This is a genomic window from Gilliamella sp. A7 (genome assembly GCF_002142015.1).
Taxonomy (GTDB): Bacteria; Pseudomonadota; Gammaproteobacteria; order Enterobacterales; family Orbaceae; genus Gilliamella; species Gilliamella apis_A.
This window is the reverse complement of sequence record NZ_NASN01000033.1, coordinates 1-26,009: the sequence shown is the minus strand read 5'-3', so window position 1 is coordinate 26,009 and position 26,009 is coordinate 1. Positions and strand designations below refer to the sequence as shown.

The window sequence follows — 26,009 nt, the reverse complement described above, 5'->3', positions numbered from 1 at the left end:
CATTTGATTAAGATGAACATTTGTTATTCTTTTTATTTACTATATAAATAGGAAAAAACCGAGATGAAACAGATCCCAATGACAGTAAAGGGAGCCGAATTATTACGTGCAGAACTTGAAGAACTTAAAAATGTAAAAAGACCTCAAATTACTGCCGCTATTGCTGAAGCTAGAGCACACGGCGATTTGAAAGAAAACGCTGAATATCATGCAGCGAGAGAACAACAAGGATTTTGTGAAGGTCGTATTCAAGAAATCGAAGGTAAATTGTCGCAAGCACAAATTATCGACATCACTAAAGTTAAAAATACCGGTCGCATTATCTTTGGTGCCACAGTCACCGTAGTGAATATTGATACCGATGAAGAAACAACCTACCGAATTGTTGGCGACGATGAAGCGGATTACAAACAGAATTTGATTTCAGTTAACTCTCCAATTGCTCGTGGGCTTATTGGCAAGGAAGATGGTGATACAGTACAAATTAAAACACCAGGTGGTGATGTTGAATTCGATATTGTTAAAGTTGAATATATTTAATTAAACTGTTGCAAAAAAATAGGGCGATTAGCCCTATTTTTTATTTTGGTAGTGTAATTTTTTTATCTTCACTCTGTCTATATATCGTAAAAATAGAACCCACCTGTTGAACGGCTAAAGCTTTTGTTTCGCGGATGATTGCTTCACAAATTAGCTTTTTAGTTTCGCGATCTTCAGCAGATACTTTAACTTTTATTAACTCATGGAAATTTAAAGCATTTTCAATTTCTGCTAGCACGCCTTCGGTAAATCCATTAGCCCCAATCATCACTATCGGTTTTAAATGATGAGCTTCACTTTTTAAATACTGTTTTTGTTTATTCGATAAATTCATTAATTTTTTATCACATTAAGTTGTAATTTTGCTATTCTACCCTTATATATATTTGTAATCAATTGAAGTGACCTCATTACATTAAGGATTTATTCTCTGTGAGTAACAAAAAACGCTCAGCAAGCTCTACTCGTTGGCTTAATGAACATTTTAATGATCGTTTTGTGCAACAAGCACAAAAAAAAGGCCTGAGATCCAGAGCATGGTTTAAATTAGAAGAAATACAAAAAAGTGACAAATTATTCAAACCGGGAATTACTGTGGTCGATTTAGGCGCTGCACCGGGGGGATGGTCACAATATGTTGCATCACTCATTGGTAATAAAGGCCGAATTATTGCCTGTGATTTATTACCGATGGATCCCATCGTTGGCGTTGACTTTCTGCAAGGTGATTTTCGTGATGAAGCGGTATTAAATACCCTACTTGAGCGAGTTGGCGAAGAGAAAGTACAAGTTGTTATGTCAGACATGGCACCAAATATGAGTGGACAACCTGCCGTTGATATACCAAGAGCTATGTATTTAGTTGAATTGGCATTAGATATGTGTAAAGACGTTCTTGCTCCAAATGGCAGTTTCATCGTTAAAGTATTCCAAGGTGAAGGTTTTGAAGAGTATCTAAAAACAGTAAGATCACTGTTTAAAACAGTCAAAATTCGTAAGCCAGAAGCTTCGCGAGCAAGGTCTCGAGAAGTATATATTGTGGCAATGGGGATGAAGTAGCCAGCCGTACAATTTTGTAGTACCATACTTGGTTAATTTTAGTCGTAACTATTAATTTTATGAGAGGTTTTTCTTTTGAACGACATGGTAAAGAATTTACTGATCTGGGGTGTTATCGCCGTCGTATTGATTGCTGTTTTTAGTCAATTCAGCTCAATATCTAGTAGCGGTCCTCAAGTCGATTACACCAAATTTAATGCGGATGTAACTGGTGGCAAACTGAAGGAAGTGCATATAAATGGCCGCGAAATTGTTGCTACCACTAAAGGTAGTAATAATTATGTTACTTATATCCCTTATTTGGATGAAAAGTTAGTTGATAATTTGGTGTTAAATGATGTTGCTGTCTATGGCAGTCCTGACGAAAAACCAAGCTTATTAGTTAACATTTTAATCTCATGGTTCCCAATTATTTTACTACTTGGTTTCTGGTTCTTTATCATGCGCCAGATGCAAGGAGGCGGTAAAGGTGGGCCAATGTCGGTAGGTAAAAGTAAAGCTAAAATGTTAACACCTGACCAAGTTAAGACTAAATTTAGCGATGTTGCAGGTAGTGAAGAAGCGAAACAAGAAGTTACCGAAGTTGTCGATTTTTTACGAGATCCAGGCAAATATCAAAAACTTGGTGGTCGTATTCCAAAAGGTATTTTAATGGTTGGACCGCCAGGTACCGGTAAAACATTACTAGCTAAAGCCATTGCAGGTGAAGCAAATGTACCTTTCTTTAGTATTTCTGGTTCAGACTTTGTTGAGATGTTTGTTGGTGTGGGTGCTTCACGTGTCCGTGATCTATTTGAACAAGCCCGTAAACATTCGCCATGCATTATCTTTATTGATGAAATCGATGCTGTTGGTCGTAAACGTGGCGCCGGCTCAATGGGTGGTCATGACGAACGCGAACAAACTCTTAACCAAATGTTAGTTGAAATGGATGGTTTCGAAGCTAATAGTGGCATTATCATTATTGCTGCAACCAACCGTGTTGATATTCTAGATCCAGCCTTACTTCGTCCTGGTCGTTTTGACCGCCAAGTACAAATTGGCTTACCTGATATGAAAGGCCGTGAACAAATTCTAGCTGTTCATGTGCAAAAAGTGCCACTTGGTTCAGATGTCAATTTATCGGTGCTTGCTCGTGGTACCCCAGGTTATTCTGGTGCAGAATTGGCAAACCTAGTCAATGAGGCAGCACTATTTGCTGCTCGTCGTAACAAACGTTTAGTCACGATGGACGAATTTGAAGAAGCTAAAGATAAGATCAACATGGGGACAGAACGACGTTCGTTAACCATGACACAAGAGCAACTTATCTCAACCGCTTATCATGAGGCTGGACATGCTATTATCGGTTATTTAATGCCTGATCATGACCCAATCCATAAAGTAACTATCATCCCTCGTGGCCGAGCATTAGGGGTAACGTTCTTCTTACCTGAAGGCGATCGGGTTAGTGAAAGCCGAGAAAAATTAGAAGGTGATATCGCCACACTATATGGTGGACGTCTTGCCGAAGAACTGATTTATGGTGTTGATAAAGTTTCAACTGGAGCATCAAACGATATTAAAGTTGCCACTCAATATGCCAGAGCAATGGTTACCCAATGGGGCTTTTCTGATCGTTTAGGTCCGTTATTTTATGAAATGGATGATAATTCATCTTATGGCCGACCGAAAGATATCTCTGATGAAACTGCGCGAATTATTGATGAAGAAGTTAAAAAAATTATCGATCGTAACTTTGAACGAGCACGTAAAATTTTAACTGAAAATATGGACGTACTTCATGCGATGAAAGATGCATTAATGAAATACGAAACCATTGGCGCAAAACAAGTTGCTGATTTGATTGCTCGTAGACCAATTACTGCTCCAGAAGATTGGACTGAAAGTGATGAACAAGCAGCAAAAGAGATACCAAATGAGGGAACAGACATACCACCTCAATCAGAAAATTAATTACGACTAAATCTAAAACGCGCTTTGGCGCGTTTTTTATCATCCAACAGCAATTAATTTTGTAAAATAATAAACCAGTACTAACAATCATACTTCAGCAGTGCAATTAGCATTAAAAATATTAATAAAATAAGGCCTAAAATTATGGAAATTCGTTTTCAAAATCACGTAATGGATCTCTCTTTTCCTCAAGTAATGGGAATTGTTAATATGACGCCAGATTCTTTTTCTGACGGCGGTAATTACAACAATCTTGATGATGCTATGCGGCGAGTTGATAATATGATTCAAGCTGGGGCAACCTTTATTGATGTTGGTGGAGAATCAACGCGATCTGGTGCTGCTGATGTTTCGACCAGTGAAGAACTTGATAGGGTTATACCGCTAGTGGAAAAAATTGCTCGCTATTTTGACGTTTGGATTTCAGTTGATACATCAAAACCAGAGGTCATCACAGAAGCTGCTAAAGCTGGTGCACATTTAATTAATGATATTCGGGCATTAACTTTACCAGGGGCATTAGAAGCAGCACAACAAACTCAATTACCAGTATGTATTATGCATATGCAAGGTGATCCCAAAACTATGCAAAATGCACCTTACTACCAACAAGATATCTATCAAGAAGTCGATTCATTTTTTGCTGAGCATATTCAACGATGTGTAACAGCTGGCATTGCTCGGGAAAAAATCATCCTTGATCCGGGCTTCGGGTTTGGCAAAACGTTAGCCCATAACTATCGTCTATTGGCTACACTGGAAAAATTTCATCACTTCAATTTGCCTATTTTAGTTGGCATGTCAAGAAAATCGATGGTCGGACAAGTACTAAATGTTCCCCCTAAAGAACGTGTATTAGGTAGTGTTTCTTGTGCAGTTATTGCTGCAATGAAAGGAGCGCAAATTATCCGTGTTCATGATGTCAAAGAAACCTTCGATGCCATGCGAATAGTGCAAGCCACATTAGCAGAACAAAATCTATAAATTAGCTGGTATAGATGTAAAAAATATTAAGGAATCTATACCATTAACTTGCAAATAATATTTCTGTTTTATTACTAGCAATCGAATAACTTCAAAGGTAGGTAAATGCCTACCTTACCTATATTACAATAGTATTTATCTTCCGAATGACGCAGGTGAATTAAATTTAATAATTTAAAAAGTTAAAAATAATCTTGTAAAAAATATTGAGGAGTCTATACCACCATTTTCCTTTTTTAATAAGCAACGCCTTTACAATTTAAGATATATCGTTTAAAGCGATTAATATCCGCGATGAAAGTTAAATAATGATGGTAAATCTGTTTTTAACTAACCAAGATCGCTATAAATATAAACAATCCTATATAATTATTATTCATAAACGCTTTAAAACAATTTTTTCTATCACGGTCTTTGATTAACCATTGTTGATAAAAAAATAGCGATAAAGCGATGATTAAACCAATATAATAAAATTGCTGAAAATGATTGTTTATGCCGATCAATGCAAGGCAAACTAAGGTTATGATTTGCAGTAATCCAATAATAAACTTGTCATAGTTACCAAATAGGATAGCTGTGGACTTGATACCTATTTTAAGATCGTCATCGCGATCAACCATAGCATATTCGGTATCATAAGCTATTGTCCAACATACATTAGCCAGACACAGTAACCAACAAGTTATCGGAAATTGAGCTATTGTTGCCGCATAGGCCATCGGAATACCCCAACTAAAGGCAATGCCTAAAGTCACTTGGGGTAAATGTGTGTAACGTTTCATAAATGGATAAATCATTGCCGTGATTAATGCAAAACCAGCCATTAACCAAGTTAATTTATCCAAAGTAAGCAATAAACCAAGCGCAATAAGCAGTAATACGAATAAAGTGTATAACGCATTTTTTTCGCTCAATGCGCCACGAGCGAGAGGACGATTCTTAGTGCGTTCGACTTTACCATCAAAATGCCGATCAGCGTAATCATTAACCACACAGCCAGCAGAGCGCATAACGATCACGCCAACAACAAACACAACAACAACATGAATAGATGGCGTAGATGTAGCAAGCCAAATCGCCCACAATGTTGGCCAAAGTAGTAGTAAGGAACCAATTGGCTTGTCTAATCGCATTAGTTGTAAATAAGCTAACATAGGTTATCATTGTCTTGAATCATAATAGGCGGATTATACCTGTTCCTTAAAAAGCTGCAAACAACAGCTATCAATGCATATTTTGGCTTAAATAAATAAGTGAGCGCTTTATTTGCTATATAACCAGAGTTATACCATTTGCAAATATTGTTCAGCAATAATCGCTAATGCTCGATAAAATAGACTGACTTGATTTTGTTTTAAGCAATCCAAATACATTGGTGCCCAACTTAAAAGGTATTCGGTCATTAACTGCTGTGCAGCAGCAAATTGCTGCTTTTCTAGTAGTATCGCATATGCCATTAACATCAATCCAAACTGATCTTCTGGCTCATTCATACCCGTATTAAGAGTCAACCCTTGCTGCTGTAAAAATTCACGATAGCGTTCTTGTGATTCACCCATTAGTAGTTTTTCTTGATCTAAATAGACTGAACCCCAAGGTGGCGCCGACATAATGCCTTGCCCTTCAAATAATAGTGAAAATTGATATTCTATTTCTGGATGCTGTATCTGAGTGCTCAAGATTTGGCATTGTTCAGTTACTAATTGTTGGTTTGGCCAATTTGCTAACTGGTCTAGCTGTAATAATCCATCAATTAAACCAGCGACTTGTTTACTGGTAGGCGGATAATAAAAAAAAGCGCCTAATAATTTCGCCAACGTGATAGAAGTCAGGTTATCCAAATTATTCAATCCTATAATGATCAGCCAATTAATTATGCCATTACCATCAATTACCGCACAATTAAACGGTTATCATCCACAAATTATAAAAAGTTATACGTCCGCAAATTTCTGCGATAAATACGCCAATAAAAGCCAATAGATAAATCATTGTCTGATGTTGTTTTCTTAAAATAACAAATAAAACCAATGTGATAGAAATAATTAATAATGCGCACTGGGCTATTATCCAGCAATATTGATTAGAGGTTAAGTCTGGAGCAATTTCACTCATTAGCTTTAAGTAAGGCATTTTTAATAGCAGAATCAGTAAACTACCAATAAAAAAAGCACAATAACCTATTCGATATAGTCCTAACCAAGTAACGGCAATTCCCCCCAATACCAACATCGCAGTATACATTTGTATCGCTGTATAACAACTATTCCACGTTTTTATTGTTGCTAACATATAGGTTAATACGATGGTCCAAACAAAAAATAGGCTTAAAATAACCAAGATCATCGCCAATAAATAGTTTAAATGCGGTATACGGTTAATTTTTTGGCACAGAGGTTTGATGATTTGTAATTTGCTACTATTTGGATACAAGACAAAATAGTTAAGCAATACAAAAGCAAATGTCATAGCAAATAATAAGCCAAAGGTAAAAATTTCATTACTCATTGGTGAACGGCCGATACCAAAAATCACATTGAATGCGCGTAATGGTTGACCTAAATGAAATGATGCAATCGCCATACCAATCGCCATGAAAATTAACGCTACTGCATTAATTTTTTGAGTGATAGCTAATTTGGTTTTTGAACGATAAACAAGATAAAACAAGCTACTAAGTAGGATCATCCCTGCGGATAATTGCCCAAATATCGTAAAAAATACCAGTGGAAGTTCATGCATACTAGACCTCCTCAGGATTAAGCACTTTACCAAGCGAGTCACCCGATGCTTTAGCTTGCGCATGTGGCTTTATCACAATACTTGGTTTGGTTAAATCTGAACTAGGTAACGGAGCAATATCGCACTCATCACCATAACGTTGACGCAAGATATTAATGTCATCAAAATCCAAAGCGCGTTGAGGACAAGACTCAACACATACAGGTTTTAAACCTTGCGCTACACGCTCATAACAACCATCACATTTAGACATTACCTTTTTTTGATGATCATATTGTGGTGCTCCGTAAGGGCAACGCATTTCACAATAGCGACAACCAATACATACATCTTGATTGACTACCACTAACCCATCTTCTTGGCGTTTATGCATAGCGCCAGTTGGGCAACCTTGTACACAGGTCGGCTCTTGACAATGATTACAAGAGATCGACAAATAATAGGTAAATGTATCATTTTGCCAACATCCATCTACTTGCGCCCATGTACCACCGCCATATTCATAAACACGGCGGAAATGGACACCAAGCGCATTATCTTTTTCATCTTTACAACTTACTTGGCAAGTTTTGCAACCAGTACATTTGGTAGAATTAATATAAAAACCATATTGCATTTGAACCATCTCCTTCCGATTAAGATGCCGACGGCATAGTTGCTAATGGTTTAATTTCAACCAAATTGGTATGCTGAGGATTAGATTTAGCAAGCACAGATGGTCGTAAGGAGGTTAAACGATTAATGCAACCACCAATATCAATACCAGCAGCATTAGTCTTAGCCCATAATCCTTGCGGAAGAGCGATAATTCCCGGCAGTATCCGTGGTGTCACTTTAGCAGGAATGTAAAGTCGACCGCGGTCATTATAAACTTCAACCAATTGACCATGCTTTATCTGTCTTTGTTCTGCATCCACTGGATTAATCCAGAGACTACTAGCTACCGCTTCTCGCAGTTGCGGAAGATTACTATAACTTGAATGACAATGCCCTTTGATATGAAAACCGATTAGTTGTAGAGGATATTTCGCTTGTGTTTGCAGGTCTTCACTGCCCTCTATTGCCGGTAAATATGCCGGTATAGGATAAAGTTTATCATCGTCATCAAACTCCCATTCATTGGCAATTTTTGCTAATGCTTCTGAATAAATTTCGATTTTACCTGACGGCGTATTTAATGGATTTTTTATTGGATCATCGCGAAAAGCTTTTAATCCGATCTGTGCATCGCTATCAGCTAATTTACGATCAACAATCCCCATTCCATCTGTTTCGGCAAAAGTCGGTAAATTAGGATTGAGCTTACGCATTTTTTCATAACTATAAGTAATCCAATCATCTTGGCTCCGACCTTCAGTAAATTTATCTTTAACTGCCATTTTCGCTGACAATTCAGTCAAAACTTCATAAGCAGGACGATTTTGCCAAAGTGGTTTTATTGCTCGTTGCAAACGAATAAAATAATGATAAGCACCTGATGCATATGAATTATTGATTAAATCATTACTCTCTACCGATGAGACATCCGGTAACAGTAGATCCGCATATTTTGCTGAAGCAGTCATATGGGTATCCCAAACTAAAATAAATTCACATTTCGATTCATCTTGTAAAATTTGATGAGTCCGATTGAGATCGGCGTGTTGATTACCAATAACATTGCTAGCATAGCTCCAGATAAATTTAATACCCACATCTAATTTATCTTTACCTTTTATATAAGAATTTTTCGCAGTCATACTAAGCGGTTCATCAATTGCTTTCGTCCATAAAAAGAAAGGAATACTGGTTTTAACTGGGTTAACCATATTCAAGCCAGGCACAGGATAAGTTACGCTCCCCCCCCAAGTACCAATGTTAGTACCACGCTTACCAAACTGACCAGTGATAACTGGTAGAATCATAATCGCCCTTGTAGTATGCTCACCATTTTGCCAGCGCTGTGGCCCCCAACCTTGTGAAATCCATGCAGCTTTAGCATTAACAATATCTAATGCCAACTGCCGAATTTGTTTGGCTGGAATACCGGTTTTTTTAGCTGCCCATTCTGGCGTTTTTGCGGTTCTATCGTGCCCTAGTCCCAAAATATAAGATTTGTAATCGCTAAAAGGCGGAGCACTATCAGGTAATGTATCAGCATTCCAACCCACACAATATTGGTTAAGCATCGCCTCATCAACACGATCTTCTTCAAGCAACGCATAAATAATTGCAGCGACTAACGCAGCGTCAGTACCAGGAATAATCGGCAGCCACTCAGCATTATAACCAACGACACTTTCACTACGGCGTGGATCAATAATAATTACCCTTGCTTTACTTTGTGCTAATGCAGTATATAACTCAGCAACCTGCCCACCGCCCGACATTCTAGTTTCAGCAACATTATGTCCAAACATCACAACTAGATCAGAATGTTTGATTTGGTCTAGCAACGACTCTTTAGCATTACCATATATAAAAGGTTGCATAGCGGTGATCTGTCCACTTGAATAATCACCATGATAATTAAGGTGACCACCGATACAACTTAAAAATCGCTTACAGGCATTACGACCTGAGATATTTGCCCCTGTCGTACCTGTACCATATTGGTAATAAATAGCTTCATTGCCATAGCGATTAATAGTGTATTTGAGTTTTTCTGCTAATAGATCGATAGCTTCGTCCCACGAGATGCGTTTAAATTTGCCTTCACCTCGTTTACCGATTCGTAGCATTGGATATTTTAGCCGTTCCGGATCATAGGTACGCCAACGCACAGCTCGTCCTCGCAGACAAGGACGGATTTGATGTTGACCAAAGATCGCATCATTAATCCCATCTTCAGCAGATATTTTAGTAATAATATCGTTTTTAACATGTACTTTTAACGGGCAACGACTACCACAATTAACTAAACATGCACTATAAAAAATCTTTTCTTGATTCGTTGGATTAGGTACCGAGGTCTTGGCAAGATCTGCCTCTGGCGCGGCATAAGCAAAAGGTAATTGTAAATCATTGGTTAATGCGGCCACACCACCGATTGCTAATGACTTTTGTAAAAAGTCGCGCCGAGTTATCTGATTATCTGACTTGCTCATCCTATTCGCTTATTTATATTTGGCATGTCATTATCATAATACTACAGTTAAGATTATAAAACAGAAAAAAGACTAAAATCGAAACTAACTTAAAATAAATTAATGAAATAAGAATTATTATCAATAAAAAAATGGCTTTGCTTTTTATTATAAATTTAATTTCATGCATCTTAAGGAAAGATTGGTATAATAAGCCCATTTAATCGAATAAACAGAAAAGTTATGTCACAATCCACTTATAATGCAGTTGATATTGAGGTCTTAAAAGGGCTCGATCCTGTTCGTCATCGCCCTGGAATGTATACTGACACAGCTCGCCCCAATCATTTAGGGCAAGAGGTGATTGATAATAGTGTCGATGAGGCTATTGCTGGGCATGCTCGCCAAGTGAAAGTTACTCTTTATGAAGACAATTCACTTGAGGTTATTGATGATGGTCGCGGTATGCCTGTTGATATCCATCCTGAAGAAGGCGTACCGGCTATTGAACTATTACTTTGTCGCTTACATGCTGGTGGTAAGTTCTCCAACAAAAACTATCAATTTTCTGGTGGTTTACATGGGGTGGGTATCTCTGTTGTCAATGCCTTATCCAAACGCGTAGAAGTCACCGTAAATCGTGATGGACAAGTTTACCAAATCGCCTTTGAAAATGGTGATAAAGTTGAAGATTTACATGTAATTGGCACCTGTGGCCGACGAAATACTGGTACAAAAGTACGTTTTTGGCCTGATGAAAAATATTTTGATTCACCTCGCTTCTCAGTACCTCGCTTAACTCATTTGCTTAAAGCGAAAGCTGTACTTTGCCCGGGACTGGAAATCATTTTTAAAGACAAAATTAACAGTACTGAGCAACGCTGGTGTTATCAAGACGGTTTAAAAGATTATCTGATAGAGTCAGTTAGTGGTTACACATTATTACCAGAACAACCATTTACTGGTAGCCATACGGGTGAAACAGAAGCGGTTGAATGGGCATTACTTTGGTTACCAGAAGGTGGTGAATTGTTAACTGAAAGTTACGTTAACTTAATTCCTACTGTGCAAGGTGGTACCCATGTCAATGGTTTACGTCAAGGATTACTTGATGCCATGCGTGAATTTTGTGAGTTTCGTAATTTATTACCACGTGGTTTAAAATTGACCGCCGATGATATTTGGGAACGCTGTGCCTATGTGTTATCAGTAAAAATGCAAGAACCGCAATTTGCCGGTCAGACCAAAGAACGTTTATCATCAAGACAAAGTGCAGCTTTTGTTTCAGCTATTGTTAAAGATGCATTTAGCCTGTGGTTGAATCAAAATGTACAAATTGCCGAATTACTTGCTGAGATGGTAATTTCCAGTGCTCAAAAACGCTTAAGAGCATCCAAAAAAGTCATCCGTAAAAAACTAACCAGTGGTCCAGCTTTACCGGGGAAACTGGCTGACTGTGCATCACAAGATTTAAGTCGCACCGAACTATTTTTAGTCGAAGGTGATTCTGCTGGCGGGTCAGCTAAACAAGCCCGAGATCGTGAATATCAAGCAATTATGCCGTTGAAAGGTAAAATATTAAATACTTGGGAAGTCTCATCTGACGAAGTATTAGGATCGCAAGAAATTCATGATATTTCAGTAGCTATTGGTATTGATCCTGATAGTGATGATTTAAGTCAATTACGCTACGGTAAAATCTGTATTTTAGCCGATGCTGACTCAGATGGATTGCATATTGCCACGTTACTGTGCGCACTATTTGTTCGTCACTTTCGAGCCATGGTTGAACATGGACATATTTTTGTCGCCATGCCACCATTGTATCGTATCGATTTAGGCAAAGAAGTTCATTACGCCCTTGATGAAGAAGAAAAAGAAGGGATTTTAGATCAGCTTAAACGTAAAAAAGGTAAGCCAAATGTTCAACGTTTCAAAGGGTTGGGGGAAATGAATCCATTACAACTTCGCGAAACAACAATGGATCCTAACACCCGTAGATTAGTTCAGTTATCACTAGATAATGCCGAAGAGACAATGGCATTAATGGATATGTTACTGGCGAAAAAACGTGCTGAAGATCGCCGAGAATGGTTACAAGAAAAAGGTGACCAAGTTGAACTTGATGTCTAATATACAGAATAATTTAGAGGAACAATAATGAGTGAAATAACTCATGACGGAGTAGAAGTTCAGTCGCTACGAACATTTACCGAAAGCGCCTATTTAAACTACTCAATGTATGTCATTATGGATCGCGCATTGCCATTTATTGGCGATGGCTTAAAACCAGTACAACGTCGCATTGTTTATGCAATGTCAGAATTAGGGCTAAATGCTCAAGCAAAATTTAAAAAATCAGCCCGTACTGTCGGTGACGTTTTAGGTAAATACCATCCTCATGGTGATAGTGCCTGTTATGAAGCAATGGTATTAATGGCGCAACCGTTTTCTTATCGATATCCATTAGTTGATGGGCAAGGAAACTGGGGGGCACCCGATGATCCAAAATCATTTGCTGCAATGCGCTACACTGAATCACGTCTATCAAAATATGCCGAATTATTGTTAGGTGAGTTAGGACAAGGCACTGTTGACTATACGCCAAATTTTGATGGTACATTACAAGAGCCAAAAATGTTGCCAGCTCGATTGCCGAATATCTTATTAAACGGTACTACCGGTATTGCGGTAGGTATGGCAACCGATATTCCACCACATAATATTCGTGAAGTGGCGAATGCAGCTATTATGTTAGCTGATAATCCAAAAGCAACGCTTAGCGAAGTGATGGATCACATAAAAGGCCCTGACTTCCCAACAGAAGCTGAGATTATCACCTCTCCAGAAGATATCGCCAAAATTTATAAAACTGGCCGTGGCTCAATACGTATGCGAGCAGTTTGGAAAAAAGAAGATGGCGACATTGTTATTACTGATCTGCCTCATCAAGTTTCTGGTGCTAAAATTTTAGAGCAAATTGCTAGCCAAATGCGCGCAAAAAAACTACCGTTAATTGAAGACTTACGTGACGAATCCGATCACGAAAATCCGACTCGTCTGGTTATTGTGCCACGTTCTAATCGTGTAGATCTAGAGCAAGTAATGAATCATCTATTTGCCACTACTGATCTAGAAAAAAGTTATCGTGTTAATATGAACATGATTGGACTAGATAATCGTCCATCTGTTAAAGGATTGGTTGAAATCCTAACTGAATGGTTAGAATATCGACGCATTACCGTAACCCGTCGCTTAAATTATCGCTTAGATAAAATACTAAAAAGACTACATATTTTAGATGGTTTATTAATTGCCTTTCTAAATATTGATGAAGTGATTGAAATCATTCGTCATGAGGATGACCCAAAAGCAGAATTAATTCAGAGATTTGCCTTAAGCGAAACACAAGCTGAAGCTATCTTAGAATTAAAACTCCGCCATTTAGCTAAACTAGAAGAAATTCGTATCAAAGGTGAACAAGCCGAACTGGCTAAAGAGCGAGATCAACTGCAAGCATTATTAGCTTCACCAAGAAAGTTAAGTAATTTAATCAAAAAAGAGCTACAAGCTGATGCTGAAAAATATGGTGATGAACGTCGTTCACCAATTGTCGAGCGCAGTGAAGCCAAAGCAATTACTGAACAAGAGTTAATCCCTTCTGAACCTGTTACAATCGTATTATCAGAAATGGGTTGGGTTAGAGCTGCGAAAGGCCATGATATCGATCCTGTCGGATTAAGTTATAAAGCAGGTGATAGTTTTAAAGCCGCAGCAAAAGGTAAAAGTAATCAACCAGTGGTATTTATCGATTCAACTGGTCGCAGTTACGCTATTGAGCCAAGTACATTACCATCAGCTAGAGGACAAGGTGAACCTCTTACTGGTAAACTGGCATTACCAGCTGGCGCAACCGTTGAACATGTATTGATGTCAGGCAATGAACAACAAAAATTGTTACTTGCATCAAGTGCTGGATACGGTTTTATTTGTCAATTTAATGATTTGATTGCCCGCAACCGTAATGGTAAAGCGGTGATTAATTTATCTAAAGATGCACATACATTAGAACCAATAGAGATTTTATCAGAGGAAAGCTTGCTGTTATCAATTACTAAAGCAGGCAGAATGCTGATATTCCCAGTAAAAGATTTACCAGAATTATCTAAAGGTAAGGGCAATAAAATTATTTCACTCTCTGGAAGCGATGATAGCCTAGCTTATATGATGTTGATAACACCAGAAACATCTATAACTCTATATGTTGGTAAACGCAAGCTTACACTTTATCCAGCTGATTTACAAAAATTTAGAACGGAGCGTGCTCGTAAAGGCACATCACTACCACGTGGATTACAAAAAATAGATCGAATTGAGGTAAACGAATAGTATGTATTTGATCTGGTCCATTATTACCGGTTTAATACTGAGTTCAGTATTAAAATCTGGGTTGGGATTTATTCTCGGATTATTTATTGGCCCAATGCTATACCAAGCATTTGGCAATAAAATGACTGAGAGAAGGACACAGTCTAATCCAAACTTATACTTAACGGTTGTTTTTGAAGTATTAGGACATTTAAGTAAAGCTAAAGGAGTTGTTACTCAAGATGATATTAATCTTGCTCGGCAAGTTATGGAGCGACTCCAACTTGATGCGACAAGTCGTCAATTAGCACAAGAATCATTCAATCGTGGTAAAGCGAGTGATTACCCACTTAGATCACGATTAAGTGAGTTATATCACCAATATCGTTATCGACGTAATGTCTTAAATATCTTTTGCGAACAATTAATTCAAGCTGCTTTAGTTGATGGTCATTTAGATGACAAAGAATCGGAGATTCTTTTCATTGTTGCCGATGAGTTTCGTATTCCACGGCCGCAAATGGCAATATATATTCAAATGATGATGGGAAGCTTTCATTTCCGTCAAGAATATCAGTACAATCAACAAAACAGTCAACATCAATATCAACAAAATCATAATTATAGTGGTTACCAAAGCAGTACTCGGCAATCAGATTTAGCAAATGCTTATAAAATATTAGGAATAAATTCATCTGCTGAAATTTCTGAAATTAAAAGAGCCTATCGTAAATTAATGAATGAACATCATCCAGACAAATTGGTATCCAAAGGCTTACCAAAGGAGATGTTAGAAGCAGCCAAAAAGCGAGCACAAGAAATTCAAGCTGCTTACGATCTGATAAAATCATCACGTGGCTTTAAATAGAGATTACTATATATGATGCATTGGCGCTCAATTATAAGAATTATCGGTTTATTAATATCACTATTGTCAGTATTTATGTTAATACCTGCACTAGTGGCGTTAATATATCGTGACGGTGCCGGTGCTATTTTTGTTCGTTCATTTTTTGCGGCATTAATTTTAGGTGTGTTATTGTGGTTTCCTAATCGTCATCAACGCCATGAATTAAGTACTCGAGAAGGCTTTTTCATTGTTGTATTATTTTGGGTCGTTTTAGGCACTATCGGCGCATTCCCGTTCCTATTTGATAATCATATCAATCTTAATTTAACCACAGCTTTTTTTGAGTCTTTTTCTGGATTAACAACCACTGGCGCCACCACTATTGTCAATTTGGATCATTTACCCAAAGCGCTACTTTTCTATCGTCAAATGCTGCAATGGCTAGGTGGTATGGGGATCATCGTACTTGCGGTCGCAATTTTACCACTATTAGGGGTCGGGGGTATGCAGCTCTATCGTGCTGAAATTCCTGGTCCACAAAAAGATAGTAAAATGCGACCACGTATTGCCGAAACAGCAAAAACCCTCTGGTCGATTTACATTTTACTTACCACATTATGTGCAATAAGTTTGTGGTGTGCTGGAATGGATATCTTTGATGCTATTTCACATAGCTTTTCAACGATATCAATGGGTGGTTTTTCTACCCACGATAACAATTTAGCTTATTTTAATAGTGCAACAATTAACTATATTGTTACCTTGTTCCTCATTTTGTCAGGATGTAATTTTGCTCTACATTTTGCTACGTTAAGTGGTATCTCAGTGAAAGTGTATTGGCGTGATCAAGAATTTAGAACCTTTATCTTTATTCTGCTTATCTTAATTATTATCTGCGCTTTAGTGATCTATATTTATCAGCCACAACGCCATCTTAGTGTCGACAAAATTGTTTTACAAGTTGTGTCTGTTTCAGCAACAGTAGGCTTTACCGTCGACGATATTAATACTTGGCCATCATCATTACCCATCTTTTTATTATGTGCTTCGTTTATTGGTGGCTGTGCTGGTTCTACTGGTGGTGGACTAAAAGTTGTTCGGGTACTGCTACTATTTATGCAAGGTTCACGAGAGTTAAAACGACTTATTCACCCTAATGCAATTTATACTTTAAAACTCAATAATCGTGTGGTACCAGAACGTATCATTGAAGCGGTATGGGGATTCTTTTCTGCCTATGCATTAGTATTTCTAGTGAGTTTATTTATTATTATGGCAACAGGAATTGATGCAACTGACTCATTTTATATTGTTGCTTCATCGCTAAATAATTTAGGCGTTGGCCTTGGTAGTGTTAGTGATAATTTTGCTCATGTCAGTGATATAGTGAAATGGGTCATGGTCGTTGACATGTTATTTGGGCGACTAGAAATATTTACTTTATTAGTTTTATTCACGCCAACATTTTGGCGAAGTTAATTTTTACGCCTAATAAAGGCTTTTAATCAACAATTTTCGATAAAATAGTCAAAAATTTAAATATTTTATTGATTATTTTGCTAATTACAGACAGAATTACCAAGCAGCATGTGCTGTGATCATTAGAGGTAATCACCTGACATATGGAATGGATCATGGATCCTACAATCTGGATTGGTTTATCCACTCTAGTTGTACTTGAAATCGTCCTTGGCATTGATAACATTGTTTTTATTGCCATTCTTGCCGAGAAACTTCCGCCTCAACAACGAGATAAAGCACGCATTACAGGCCTTGCTTTTGCATTAATAACCCGAATATTGTTATTAATGTTTACTGGCTGGTTAGTTACTCTCACCACCCCACTATTTTCTATATCAGGTATTAGTTTCAATGCTCGGCAATTAATTATGTTGCTTGGCGGAATATTTTTGCTGTTTAAAGCAACAATGGAACTCAATGAGCGTTTAGAAGGTGCATCACACGAGGATGGCAAACCGAAAAAAACCTCACATTTTTGGACCGTTGTTGCGCAAATCGTGGTACTTGATGCCGTATTCTCACTTGATTCAGTCATTACTGCAGTGGGAATGGTTGACCATATACCCGTTATGATTATCGCAGTTTGTATCGCCATTGCGATTATGATGGTGGCAAGTAAACCATTAGCCTATTTTGTTAACTCCCATCCAACGATTGTTATTTTATGTTTAAGCTTTTTATTGATGATTGGCTTTAGTTTGGTTGCCGAAGGTTTCGGTTTTGTCATTCCAAAAGGCTATTTATATGCAGCTATCGGCTTCTCGATTATGATTGAATTCTTTAATCAACTAGCCATATTTAACCGTCGAAAAGCATTAAACAAAAAACCTCTACGTGAACGTACCGCCGAAGCTATTTTACATTTACTTAAAGGCGATGCTGAAGAAGATCCCGATAGCCATACCATTGATGTGGTATCTGATAATAATAAAAAAACCTCAGTATTTAATCATCAAGAATTAAATATGGTTGAGCGAGTATTAGGTTTAGCTCAACGTTCAGTAAGCAGTATCATGACATCTCGATTAGATGTTGATATGGTCAATATCAATGATGATCGAGAAGTAATATTAAAAGAAATTTTTGACAATCCTCATTCACGTTTAGTAGTGACTGATAATGCTTCAATTGATGAACCATTAGGTATCATTCAAGTTAATGATCTGTTAAAAGATATTTTACAAAATAAACAACCCTTTGATATTAATTCATTAATCAAACAACCATTAATTTTTCCTGAAACAGTATCTTTACTTGTAGCACTGGAACAATTCAAAAAAGCCAAAACTCATTTTGCTTTTGTGGTTGATGAATTTGGATCAATGCAAGGTGTGGTGTCAGTAACCGATGTTATTGAAACTATTGCCGGTGACTTTCCAACTGAAGAAGAAGAGATCGATGCTAAACATGACATCCAATGTTTAGATGATGATAGTTGGATTGCAAATGGCTATATCCCAGTAGAAGAATTAGTCAGATTTGTACCAATTCCGATTGATGATAAGCGAGAATATCATACCCTTGCCGGATTATTGATGGAAAAAGCCCAACATCTACTCAATGTTGGTGAAACCATACAGATTGGTGACTATCTATTTGAAGTTACCGAGATTGAAAGTCATCGGATTTTAAAAGTAAAAATTACTAAAAATAAATTAGCTATTTTGGATAAATAAATTATTGATAATTAACATTTAATTCAATTCACCATAAAATAGCTGAAAATTATGTTAGCGTTAATTTATAGGCATTATTGATCGCTAATTAAACGTTATTTGTTGTTTAGAATAACGCTTGACCAAAATAAATTACTGGCAATAATAGCGCTGTGCTTTAACGTTTTTTAAAGATATGAAGTAATCACTTTATATCTTTTTTATTTTTACCGTAAATTCACTTCGGTAAAAATAAAGATATAAAATTATATCAAAATGGATCACTATCAACCTAAATTGGGCTTTAATTTATGAATTCACTATTCGAAAAAATCTTTCAATTAAAAGAGAAAAAAACCACCCCTGGTACCGAGTTTATCGCCGGTTGTACCACCTTTTTAACCATGGTTTATATCATCTTTGTTAATCCTTCAATCTTATCTGCAACAGGAATGGATAAATCAGCCGTGTTTGTTCTAACTTGTGTTGTCACCGCTTTTGCGACAATTATGATGGGATTATTTGCCAATCTACCGATTGCTTTAGCACCTGCCATGGGGCTAAATGTCTTTTTTGCTTATGGAATATGCGGTGCAATGGGCTATTCTTGGCAAGTTGGGATGGGAGCGATATTTTGGGGATCATTGGTCTTTTTTGCATTATCACTATTTAAAGTCCGCCATTGGTTAATCGAACATATTCCACAATGTTTGCGCGCTGGTATTAGCGCTGGCATTGGCTTATTTATTGCCTTTATGGGATTCCAAAATATGGGGATTGTAGTGGCATCGCCTGCTACATTACTAACCTTAGGCAATATTTTGTCACTTAAAGTCTTATTAGGTTCGCTTGGATTTTTTATTATCGTTATCCTTGCTACCCGCAATTTTCATGCTGCCGTGTTAGTTTCAATTCTTGTCGTTACCCTACTAGCGCTATGGCTTGATCCAAATATTAGTTATCAAGGAATTGCAGCAGTTCCACCGAGTGTTGGCAGCGTTGTTGGCCATGTTGACCTTGCTGGTTCACTGAATATTGGTATCCTCGGGGTAATCTTTTCAGTAATGATTGTCAGCTTGTTTGATTCATCGGGTACTATTTTAGCTTTAACCGATAAAGCAGGACTTTCTGATGAAAAAGGTCGTTTTCCTAAAATGCGTCAAGCTTTATTAATTGATAGTTTCAGTTCTTCACTAGGTGGGTTATTTGGTACTTCATCTGTATTAACTTACATTGAAAGTTCCGCTGGCATTTCAGTTGGTGGACGTACTGGTTTAACTGCAGTAGTGGTTGGTCTATTATTTTTAATGATGACTTTCTTATCACCTTTAGCACATTTAGTACCACCTTATGCCACATCAGGTGCACTAATTTTTGTTGGTATCTTAATGGTATCAAGTTTAATGAAAGTTAACTGGTCTGATTTAACTGATGCAACACCAGCATTTATTACCGCATTAATGATGCCATTTGCTTTTGCTATTACTGAAGGGGTCGCACTTGGCTTTATCTCTTATGTAATATTGAAAACATTTACTGGTAAATTTAAAGAATTAAACCTTTGTGTAATAGTTTTTGCACTACTGTTTGCTTTAAAATTCATCTTTATCGATCATCATTAATTTCATCAAACTATTTCTACCATTAACATGGTAGAAATAGCTTCTTCCCCCATAAAATTATGCCATCTGAAATTTCAAACAGACTACATCAATCATTTCACCTTATTTAAACCCTTTATAGAATTTGATCTACGTCACAACAAACAAAAAACAAAAAATATAAAATCACTACAAGAAATTGCACAATTTAGCCTTTAAAAAATCTACAGGCAAAAGCATGTAGCTGTGAACGAGAACAATTATAACATATTGTTAATAAATCTATTTTTGGCTAAAAAATCATTGTGTATTTACCTATCAGAACGATTATATTTATAGTTCCGATAGCTGCATAATGGAGGCAGGTATGTATATTGGTATTGATTTAGGCACCTCTGGTGTCAAAGTAATTTTAATGGATGAAAAACAACGCATTGTGGCATCAAATACAAAGTCACTCACCGTATCTCGTCCTCACCCATTATGGTCAGAACAAGATCCCCAGCAATGGTGGCAAGCCACAGATTCAGCACTACAAGAACTTAGCAATAAGCATGACTTAACACAAGTCAAAGCAATTGGCTTAAGTGGACAAATGCATGGAGCAGTACTATTAGATAGTTCATCTCAAGTATTAAGACCTGCAATTTTATGGAATGACGGTCGTTGTGATATTGAATGTCATGAATTAGAACAATTAGTGCCAAATTCTAGAAAAATTACTGGCAATTTGATGATGGCAGGTTTTACTGCACCCAAAATAAAATGGGTGCAAAAACACGAACCCGAAATATTTGCCAAAATAGATAAAGTACTTTTACCAAAGGATTATTTACGCTTCAAAATTACAGGCGAATATGCATCAGATATGTCTGATTCTGCTGGCAGCATGTGGTTAGATGTTGAAAAACGTGATTGGAACGATCAATTGTTAAATGCTTGTGGTTTAAGTCGACAACATATGCCAACCTTATTTGAAGGCAATCAAATAACGGGTTATATTACTGATGATATTGCTAAACGTTGGAATATAAATTCAATTCCAGTTATTGCCGGTGGTGGCGATAATGCTGCCGGTGCTATCGGTGTTGGTCTTTATCAACCAGGACAAGCAATGCTTTCACTTGGTACTTCAGGGGTTTATTTCGCCGTTACTGATCGGTTTATCAGCCAACCTGAACAGGCAATTCATAGCTTTTGCCATGCATTACCTAATCGTTGGCATCTTATGTCGGTTATGTTAAGTTGTGCTTCATGTCTTGATTGGGGATGCCAATTGTTAGACATTAAAGATGTTGCTACATTATTTAGCTTAATAGAAGAACAACCATCTGACGATAAACCGCCAGTCTATTTTTTACCTTATCTATCAGGTGAAAGAACACCACATAATAACCCTGAAGCTAAAGGCGTATTTTTTGGCTTAACCTATCAACATAATAAAGTCGATTTGGCTAAAGCAATCTTGTTAGGTGTAAGTTATGGCCTAGCAGATGGTATAGATGTGGTAAAACAAAGCGGCATTTCACCAGATAAAATTATTGTTATTGGTGGCGGAGCTAGAAGTAAATATTGGCGCCAATTAATTAGCGATATCTCTGGTTATACTATAGTTTATTGTGAGGGTGGCGAAGTTGGTCCCGCTTTAGGCGCCGCTAAACTGGCACAAATAGCTTGTAACCAAGATAGTGATTTAGGGCAATGGTTAACACCATTACCAACCATTCAAACTCACCAGCCAGATAGGGAGAAACACGAATATTACCAACAACAGCGGGCTATGTTTAGAAACATCTATCAACAATTAAAACCGCTAATGTCTTGATATTAAAAAGCAGAAGATCTTTTATAACACTCTTCTGCTTTTTAGCGAGTTAATAAATCTATTTTTTAATGTTATGTTAAGTTGATTATAGTAAATTAAGATTGGTAAACTTACTTCTGAAATCCTTCAACGTCATGCTATATAACTTTTTAAATAAAAATATTGCACTGATGGATAACCACATTACTCAAATATTGCTTGAATCGACAATAAAGGTTGAATTAATAAATATTTAGCTTGATTAAAATTTCGCAAAAAAATTTAACAAAAGCACCAATAAAATAAAAAAATGTATTTTTATTTCGCATTTATTCATGCATAAAAATTATTGATAAATAACATAAAGAACCTGTGCTAATACTTGACATTATAGCTATTGAGGTCTAGAATCTTGCGACCCAAAACTTATATAAATAGGCTTTGGGCTACAGTTATTAATTACGTATCTAAAAAGCAATTTTTAAATTTATTTTAATTAATCAGGAGCTTATTAATGGCAACAATTAATCAGCTGGTACGCAAACCAAGAGCACTAAAGGAAGCGAAAAGTAACGTTCCTGCACTTGAAGCATGCCCGCAAAAACGAGGTGTATGTACACGTGTTTACACCACTACACCTAAAAAACCAAACTCAGCATTACGTAAAGTATGCCGTGTACGTTTAACCAACGGTTTCGAAGTAACTTCTTACATCGGTGGTGAAGGTCATAACTTACAAGAACATAGCGTGATTTTAATCCGCGGTGGTCGTGTTAAAGATTTACCTGGTGTTCGTTATCACACTGTTCGTGGTGCATTAGACTGCGCAGGTGTTAAAGATCGCAAACAAAGCCGTTCTAAATACGGTGTGAAACGACCTAAAGCTTAATGGAACTCCGTTAAGTAAGGCCAAACTATATAAATTCCATATAACTCATTTGAGTTTTGGGTAAACCTGAAAATTTGTAACATATAAACGGAGTATTCCAATGCCACGTCGTCATGTTGTCGGTCAAAGAAAAATTTTACCTGATCCGAAATTCGGTTCAGATTTGCTGGCGAAATTTGTAAATATTTTAATGATAGATGGTAAAAAATCTGTCGCAGAATCAATCGTATATTCAGCTCTTGATAAATTAGCTGAGCGTAGTGGAAAAGACCACTTAGCAGCTTTCGAAGTTGCATTAGATAACGTAAGACCAACTGTAGAAGTTAAGTCTCGTCGCGTTGGTGGTTCTACATACCAAGTTCCTGTTGAAGTGCGTCCTGTTCGTCGTAATGCACTTGCAATGCGTTGGATTGTAGATGCTGCACGTAAACGTGGCGATAAATCAATGGCATTACGCCTAGCGAATGAACTTATGGATGCTTTTGAAAACAAAGGCACCGCTGTGAAAAAACGCGAAGATGTTCATCGTATGGCTGAAGCTAATAGAGCGTTTGCACACTATCGTTGGTAATTTAAGCGCTTATATAAGACGCTTGAAATTAGACTGATAATTAATAGTTATTATCAGTCCCCCCAAAGATATTTTATAAGCAAACGATTCTAAATAGAGGATTAATATGGCTCGTACAACCCCTATAGCACGCTACCGTAATATCGGTATCAGTGCACATATTGACGCAGGTAAAACTACGACAACTGAACGTATTTTGTTTTACACTGGCGTAAGTCACAAAATTGGTGAGGTTCATGATGGTGCAGCTACCATGGACTGGATGGAACAAGAACAAGAACGTGGTATCACTATCACTTCTGCGGCAACTACTGCATTCTGGTCTGGTATGGGTCAACAATTTGAACCACACCGAATCAATATCATCGACACCCCGGGACACGTTGACTTCACAATCGAAGTTGAACGTTCTATGCGTGTTTTAGATGGTGCGGTAATGGTTTACTGTGCGGTTGGTGGTGTTCAACCTCAATCAGAAACAGTATGGCGTCAAGCAAACAAATATAAAGTTCCACGTATCGCTTTCGTAAACAAAATGGACCGTATGGGTGCTAACTTCTTACGTGTTGTTGATCAAATCAAAACTCGTTTAGCAGCTGTACCAGTTCCATTAGTATTACCTATCGGTGCTGAAGAAGGCTTTACTGGTGTAGTTGATTTACTTAAACGTAAAGCAATTAACTGGAATGATGCAGATCAAGGTGTAAGCTTCACTTATGAAGATGTTCCTGCAGATATGGTTGAGCAAGTCGAAGAATGGCGTGCAAACTTAATGGAAGCAGCAGCTGAAGCAAATGAAGAGTTAATGGAAAAATACCTTGGTGGTGAAGAGTTAACTGAAGAAGAAGTTAAATTAGCATTACGTGAACGTGTGCTTGCTAACGAAATCATCTTAGTAACTTGTGGTAGTGCCTTTAAAAACAAAGGTGTTCAATTCATGCTTGATGCAGTAATTGAATATTTACCAGCACCAACTGATGTTCCTGCAATCAAAGGTGAATTACCAAATGGTGAAGCAGCAGAGCGTCATTCAAGTGATGATGAACCATTCTCATCATTAGCATTTAAAATCGCAACTGACCCATTTGTTGGTAACTTAACATTCTTCCGTGTTTACTCTGGTGTAGTAAATTCTGGTGATACTGTTCTTAACTCTGTTAAAGATAAAAAAGAACGTTTTGGTCGTATCGTTCAGATGCACGCTAACAAACGTGAAGAAATTAAAGAAGTTCGTGCAGGTGACATTGCAGCAGCTATCGGTCTTAAAGACGTAACAACTGGTGATACATTATGTGCTGAAAGTGCTCCAATTATTCTAGAAAGAATGGAGTTCCCAGAGCCAGTAATTTCTGTTGCAGTTGAACCAAAAACTAAAGCTGACCAAGAAAAAATGGGTATTGCTTTAGGTCGACTAGCACAAGAAGATCCTTCATTCCGTGTTCACACTGATGAAGAATCAGGTCAAACTATCATTTCTGGTATGGGTGAACTTCACTTAGAAATCATTGTTGACCGTATGAAACGTGAATTTAAAGTCGAAGCAAATGTTGGTAAACCGCAAGTTGCTTACCGTGAAACAATTCGCAATGAAGTTGAACAAGAAGGTAAATTTGTTCGTCAGTCTGGTGGTCGTGGTCAATATGGTCATGTATGGTTAAAAATCAAACCATTGGAAGCTGGTGGCGAAGGCTACAAATTCAACAATGAAATTGTTGGTGGTGTGGTTCCTAAAGAATACATCCCTGCAGTTGATAAAGGCTGTCAAGAACAAATGAAAAATGGTGTTCTTGCTGGTTACCCAATTGTTGATGTTGAAGTTACCATCTTTGATGGTTCTTACCATGATGTCGACTCGTCAGAAATGGCATTTAAAATTGCTGGTTCAATGGCATTTAAAGATGGCTTCATGAAAGCTAAACCTGTGCTTTTAGAACCTATCATGAAAGTAGAAGTTGAAACCCCTGAAGATTATATGGGTGACGTTATCGGTGACTTAAACCGTCGTCGTGGTATGATCGAAGGAATGGAAGATACTGCAACTGGTAAAACAGTTAAAGCACAAGTTCCACTTTCAGAAATGTTTGGTTATGCAACAGACCTTCGTTCACAAACCCAAGGTCGTGCTTCTTACTCAATGGAGTTCTTGAAGTACAATGAAGCGCCAACCAATATTGCAACTGCAATTATTGAAGCTCGTAAAGCGAAATAATTATTTATATAAATAAGTAACACTTCCCTATTGTTAGGGAAGTGATTTAATAAAGGAACATTAAGATGTCTAAAGAAAAATTTGAACGTACAAAACCCCACGTTAACGTTGGTACAATCGGCCACGTTGACCATGGTAAAACAACTTTAACTGCAGCGATCACATCAGTATTATCTAAAAAATACGGTGGTC

Annotated in this window: 21 protein-coding genes; 15 read left to right on the top strand and 6 right to left on the bottom strand. The window is 37.3% G+C overall.

From position 1 onward, the window contains the following. The first annotated feature begins 63 nt into the window (after window positions 1–63). A complete protein-coding gene (gene greA, locus B6D18_RS08635) occupies window positions 64–540 on the top strand; it encodes a transcription elongation factor GreA (RefSeq protein ID WP_065578173.1) in 477 nt (158 codons plus the stop codon). A 40-nt stretch (window positions 541–580) separates the two neighbouring features. Here the strand turns inward: greA and yhbY are convergent, their stop codons facing one another. Beyond that, window positions 581–874, bottom strand: coding sequence for a ribosome assembly RNA-binding protein YhbY (gene yhbY, locus B6D18_RS08630; protein WP_086364085.1), 294 nt, complete (start codon window positions 872–874; stop codon window positions 581–583). A gap of 98 nt (window positions 875–972) precedes the next feature. Between yhbY and rlmE the strand changes: the two genes are divergently transcribed. From rlmE to folP, 3 genes are all read left to right on the top strand, one after another. Further along, the gene (rlmE, locus tag B6D18_RS08625) at window positions 973–1,599 is read left to right on the top strand and encodes a 23S rRNA (uridine(2552)-2'-O)-methyltransferase RlmE (protein ID WP_086364084.1); all 627 of its coding nucleotides are present in this window, start codon (window positions 973–975) and stop codon (window positions 1,597–1,599) included. A gap of 75 nt (window positions 1,600–1,674) precedes the next feature. Next, window positions 1,675–3,555, top strand: a complete 1,881-nt coding sequence (gene ftsH, locus B6D18_RS08620) for an ATP-dependent zinc metalloprotease FtsH (protein WP_086364083.1) — start codon at window positions 1,675–1,677, stop codon at window positions 3,553–3,555. Between the two features lie 144 nt (window positions 3,556–3,699). Then, complete coding sequence (gene folP / locus B6D18_RS08615; protein ID WP_086364082.1) at window positions 3,700–4,539, top strand: dihydropteroate synthase; 840 nt, start codon at window positions 3,700–3,702, stop codon at window positions 4,537–4,539. Between the two features lie 326 nt (window positions 4,540–4,865). On the opposite strand, the gene ubiA is transcribed toward folP, so the two are convergent. The 5 genes from ubiA to B6D18_RS08590 all read right to left on the bottom strand — a co-directional run bounded on the left by ubiA (window position 4,866) and on the right by B6D18_RS08590 (window position 10,370). Then, window positions 4,866–5,696, bottom strand: a complete 831-nt coding sequence (gene ubiA, locus B6D18_RS08610; protein WP_086364081.1) for a 4-hydroxybenzoate octaprenyltransferase — start codon at window positions 5,694–5,696, stop codon at window positions 4,866–4,868. 129 nt (window positions 5,697–5,825) lie between these two features. After that, complete coding sequence (locus B6D18_RS08605) at window positions 5,826–6,383, bottom strand: molecular chaperone (RefSeq protein WP_216818919.1); 558 nt, start codon at window positions 6,381–6,383, stop codon at window positions 5,826–5,828. A 61-nt stretch (window positions 6,384–6,444) separates the two neighbouring features. After that, window positions 6,445–7,284 carry a DmsC/YnfH family molybdoenzyme membrane anchor subunit gene (locus B6D18_RS08600; protein ID WP_158092557.1) on the bottom strand — a complete coding sequence of 280 codons (840 nt, stop codon included), beginning with the start codon at window positions 7,282–7,284 and terminating at the stop codon, window positions 6,445–6,447. 1 nt (window position 7,285) lies between these two features. Next, a complete protein-coding gene (locus B6D18_RS08595; protein ID WP_086364079.1) occupies window positions 7,286–7,900 on the bottom strand; it encodes a DMSO/selenate family reductase complex B subunit in 615 nt (204 codons plus the stop codon). Window positions 7,901–7,919: 19 nt separating this feature from the next. Continuing rightward, window positions 7,920–10,370 (bottom strand): DMSO/selenate family reductase complex A subunit, encoded by a 2,451-nt coding sequence (locus B6D18_RS08590; RefSeq protein ID WP_086364078.1) that lies wholly within the window; start codon window positions 10,368–10,370, stop codon window positions 7,920–7,922. A gap of 222 nt (window positions 10,371–10,592) precedes the next feature. On the opposite strand from B6D18_RS08590, the gene parE reads away from it, so the two are divergent. The 11 genes from parE to B6D18_RS08535 all read left to right on the top strand — a co-directional run. After that, window positions 10,593–12,482 carry a DNA topoisomerase IV subunit B gene (gene parE / locus B6D18_RS08585; RefSeq protein WP_065614146.1) on the top strand — a complete coding sequence of 630 codons (1,890 nt, stop codon included), beginning with the start codon at window positions 10,593–10,595 and terminating at the stop codon, window positions 12,480–12,482. A 27-nt stretch (window positions 12,483–12,509) separates the two neighbouring features. Next, the gene (parC, locus tag B6D18_RS08580) at window positions 12,510–14,738 is read left to right on the top strand and encodes a DNA topoisomerase IV subunit A (RefSeq protein WP_086364077.1); all 2,229 of its coding nucleotides are present in this window, start codon (window positions 12,510–12,512) and stop codon (window positions 14,736–14,738) included. A gap of 1 nt (window position 14,739) precedes the next feature. Further along, the gene (djlA, locus tag B6D18_RS08575; protein ID WP_086364076.1) at window positions 14,740–15,585 is read left to right on the top strand and encodes a co-chaperone DjlA; all 846 of its coding nucleotides are present in this window, start codon (window positions 14,740–14,742) and stop codon (window positions 15,583–15,585) included. Window positions 15,586–15,600: 15 nt separating this feature from the next. After that, a complete protein-coding gene (locus B6D18_RS08570; RefSeq protein ID WP_086364086.1) occupies window positions 15,601–17,046 on the top strand; it encodes a TrkH family potassium uptake protein in 1,446 nt (481 codons plus the stop codon). Window positions 17,047–17,189: 143 nt separating this feature from the next. Then, complete coding sequence (locus B6D18_RS08565) at window positions 17,190–18,764, top strand: TerC family protein (RefSeq protein ID WP_086364075.1); 1,575 nt, start codon at window positions 17,190–17,192, stop codon at window positions 18,762–18,764. Between the two features lie 290 nt (window positions 18,765–19,054). Continuing rightward, window positions 19,055–20,365 carry an NCS2 family permease gene (locus B6D18_RS08560; RefSeq protein ID WP_086320145.1) on the top strand — a complete coding sequence of 437 codons (1,311 nt, stop codon included), beginning with the start codon at window positions 19,055–19,057 and terminating at the stop codon, window positions 20,363–20,365. Window positions 20,366–20,711: 346 nt separating this feature from the next. Next, the gene (gene xylB / locus B6D18_RS08555) at window positions 20,712–22,169 is read left to right on the top strand and encodes a xylulokinase (RefSeq protein WP_086364074.1); all 1,458 of its coding nucleotides are present in this window, start codon (window positions 20,712–20,714) and stop codon (window positions 22,167–22,169) included. A 493-nt stretch (window positions 22,170–22,662) separates the two neighbouring features. After that, window positions 22,663–23,037 (top strand): 30S ribosomal protein S12, encoded by a 375-nt coding sequence (rpsL, locus tag B6D18_RS08550; RefSeq protein ID WP_034883792.1) that lies wholly within the window; start codon window positions 22,663–22,665, stop codon window positions 23,035–23,037. 100 nt (window positions 23,038–23,137) lie between these two features. Further along, a complete protein-coding gene (rpsG, locus tag B6D18_RS08545; protein WP_065578189.1) occupies window positions 23,138–23,608 on the top strand; it encodes a 30S ribosomal protein S7 in 471 nt (156 codons plus the stop codon). Between the two features lie 106 nt (window positions 23,609–23,714). Then, the gene (gene fusA / locus B6D18_RS08540; protein ID WP_086364073.1) at window positions 23,715–25,817 is read left to right on the top strand and encodes an elongation factor G; all 2,103 of its coding nucleotides are present in this window, start codon (window positions 23,715–23,717) and stop codon (window positions 25,815–25,817) included. A 65-nt stretch (window positions 25,818–25,882) separates the two neighbouring features. Then, window positions 25,883–26,009 (top strand): GTP-binding protein (locus tag B6D18_RS08535; RefSeq protein ID WP_084390269.1); only part of this gene is annotated, 127 nt, incomplete at its 3' end.

Coding starts and splice junctions, on each gene's coding strand:
- xylB (WP_086364074.1), top strand. CDS start 20,712: ATGTATATTGGTATTGATTTAGGCACCTCTGGTGTCAAAGTAATTTTA.
- B6D18_RS08565 (WP_086364075.1), top strand. CDS start 17,190: ATGGAATGGATCATGGATCCTACAATCTGGATTGGTTTATCCACTCTA.
- parC (WP_086364077.1), top strand. CDS start 12,510: ATGAGTGAAATAACTCATGACGGAGTAGAAGTTCAGTCGCTACGAACA.
- B6D18_RS08590 (WP_086364078.1), bottom strand. CDS start 10,370: ATGAGCAAGTCAGATAATCAGATAACTCGGCGCGACTTTTTACAAAAG.
- greA (WP_065578173.1), top strand. CDS start 64: ATGAAACAGATCCCAATGACAGTAAAGGGAGCCGAATTATTACGTGCA.
- folP (WP_086364082.1), top strand. CDS start 3,700: ATGGAAATTCGTTTTCAAAATCACGTAATGGATCTCTCTTTTCCTCAA.
- B6D18_RS08560 (WP_086320145.1), top strand. CDS start 19,055: ATGAATTCACTATTCGAAAAAATCTTTCAATTAAAAGAGAAAAAAACC.
- djlA (WP_086364076.1), top strand. CDS start 14,740: ATGTATTTGATCTGGTCCATTATTACCGGTTTAATACTGAGTTCAGTA.
- rpsG (WP_065578189.1), top strand. CDS start 23,138: ATGCCACGTCGTCATGTTGTCGGTCAAAGAAAAATTTTACCTGATCCG.
- parE (WP_065614146.1), top strand. CDS start 10,593: ATGTCACAATCCACTTATAATGCAGTTGATATTGAGGTCTTAAAAGGG.
- fusA (WP_086364073.1), top strand. CDS start 23,715: ATGGCTCGTACAACCCCTATAGCACGCTACCGTAATATCGGTATCAGT.
- yhbY (WP_086364085.1), bottom strand. CDS start 874: ATGAATTTATCGAATAAACAAAAACAGTATTTAAAAAGTGAAGCTCAT.
- B6D18_RS08595 (WP_086364079.1), bottom strand. CDS start 7,900: ATGCAATATGGTTTTTATATTAATTCTACCAAATGTACTGGTTGCAAA.
- rpsL (WP_034883792.1), top strand. CDS start 22,663: ATGGCAACAATTAATCAGCTGGTACGCAAACCAAGAGCACTAAAGGAA.
- ubiA (WP_086364081.1), bottom strand. CDS start 5,696: ATGTTAGCTTATTTACAACTAATGCGATTAGACAAGCCAATTGGTTCC.
- B6D18_RS08600 (WP_158092557.1), bottom strand. CDS start 7,284: ATGCATGAACTTCCACTGGTATTTTTTACGATATTTGGGCAATTATCC.
- B6D18_RS08570 (WP_086364086.1), top strand. CDS start 15,601: ATGCATTGGCGCTCAATTATAAGAATTATCGGTTTATTAATATCACTA.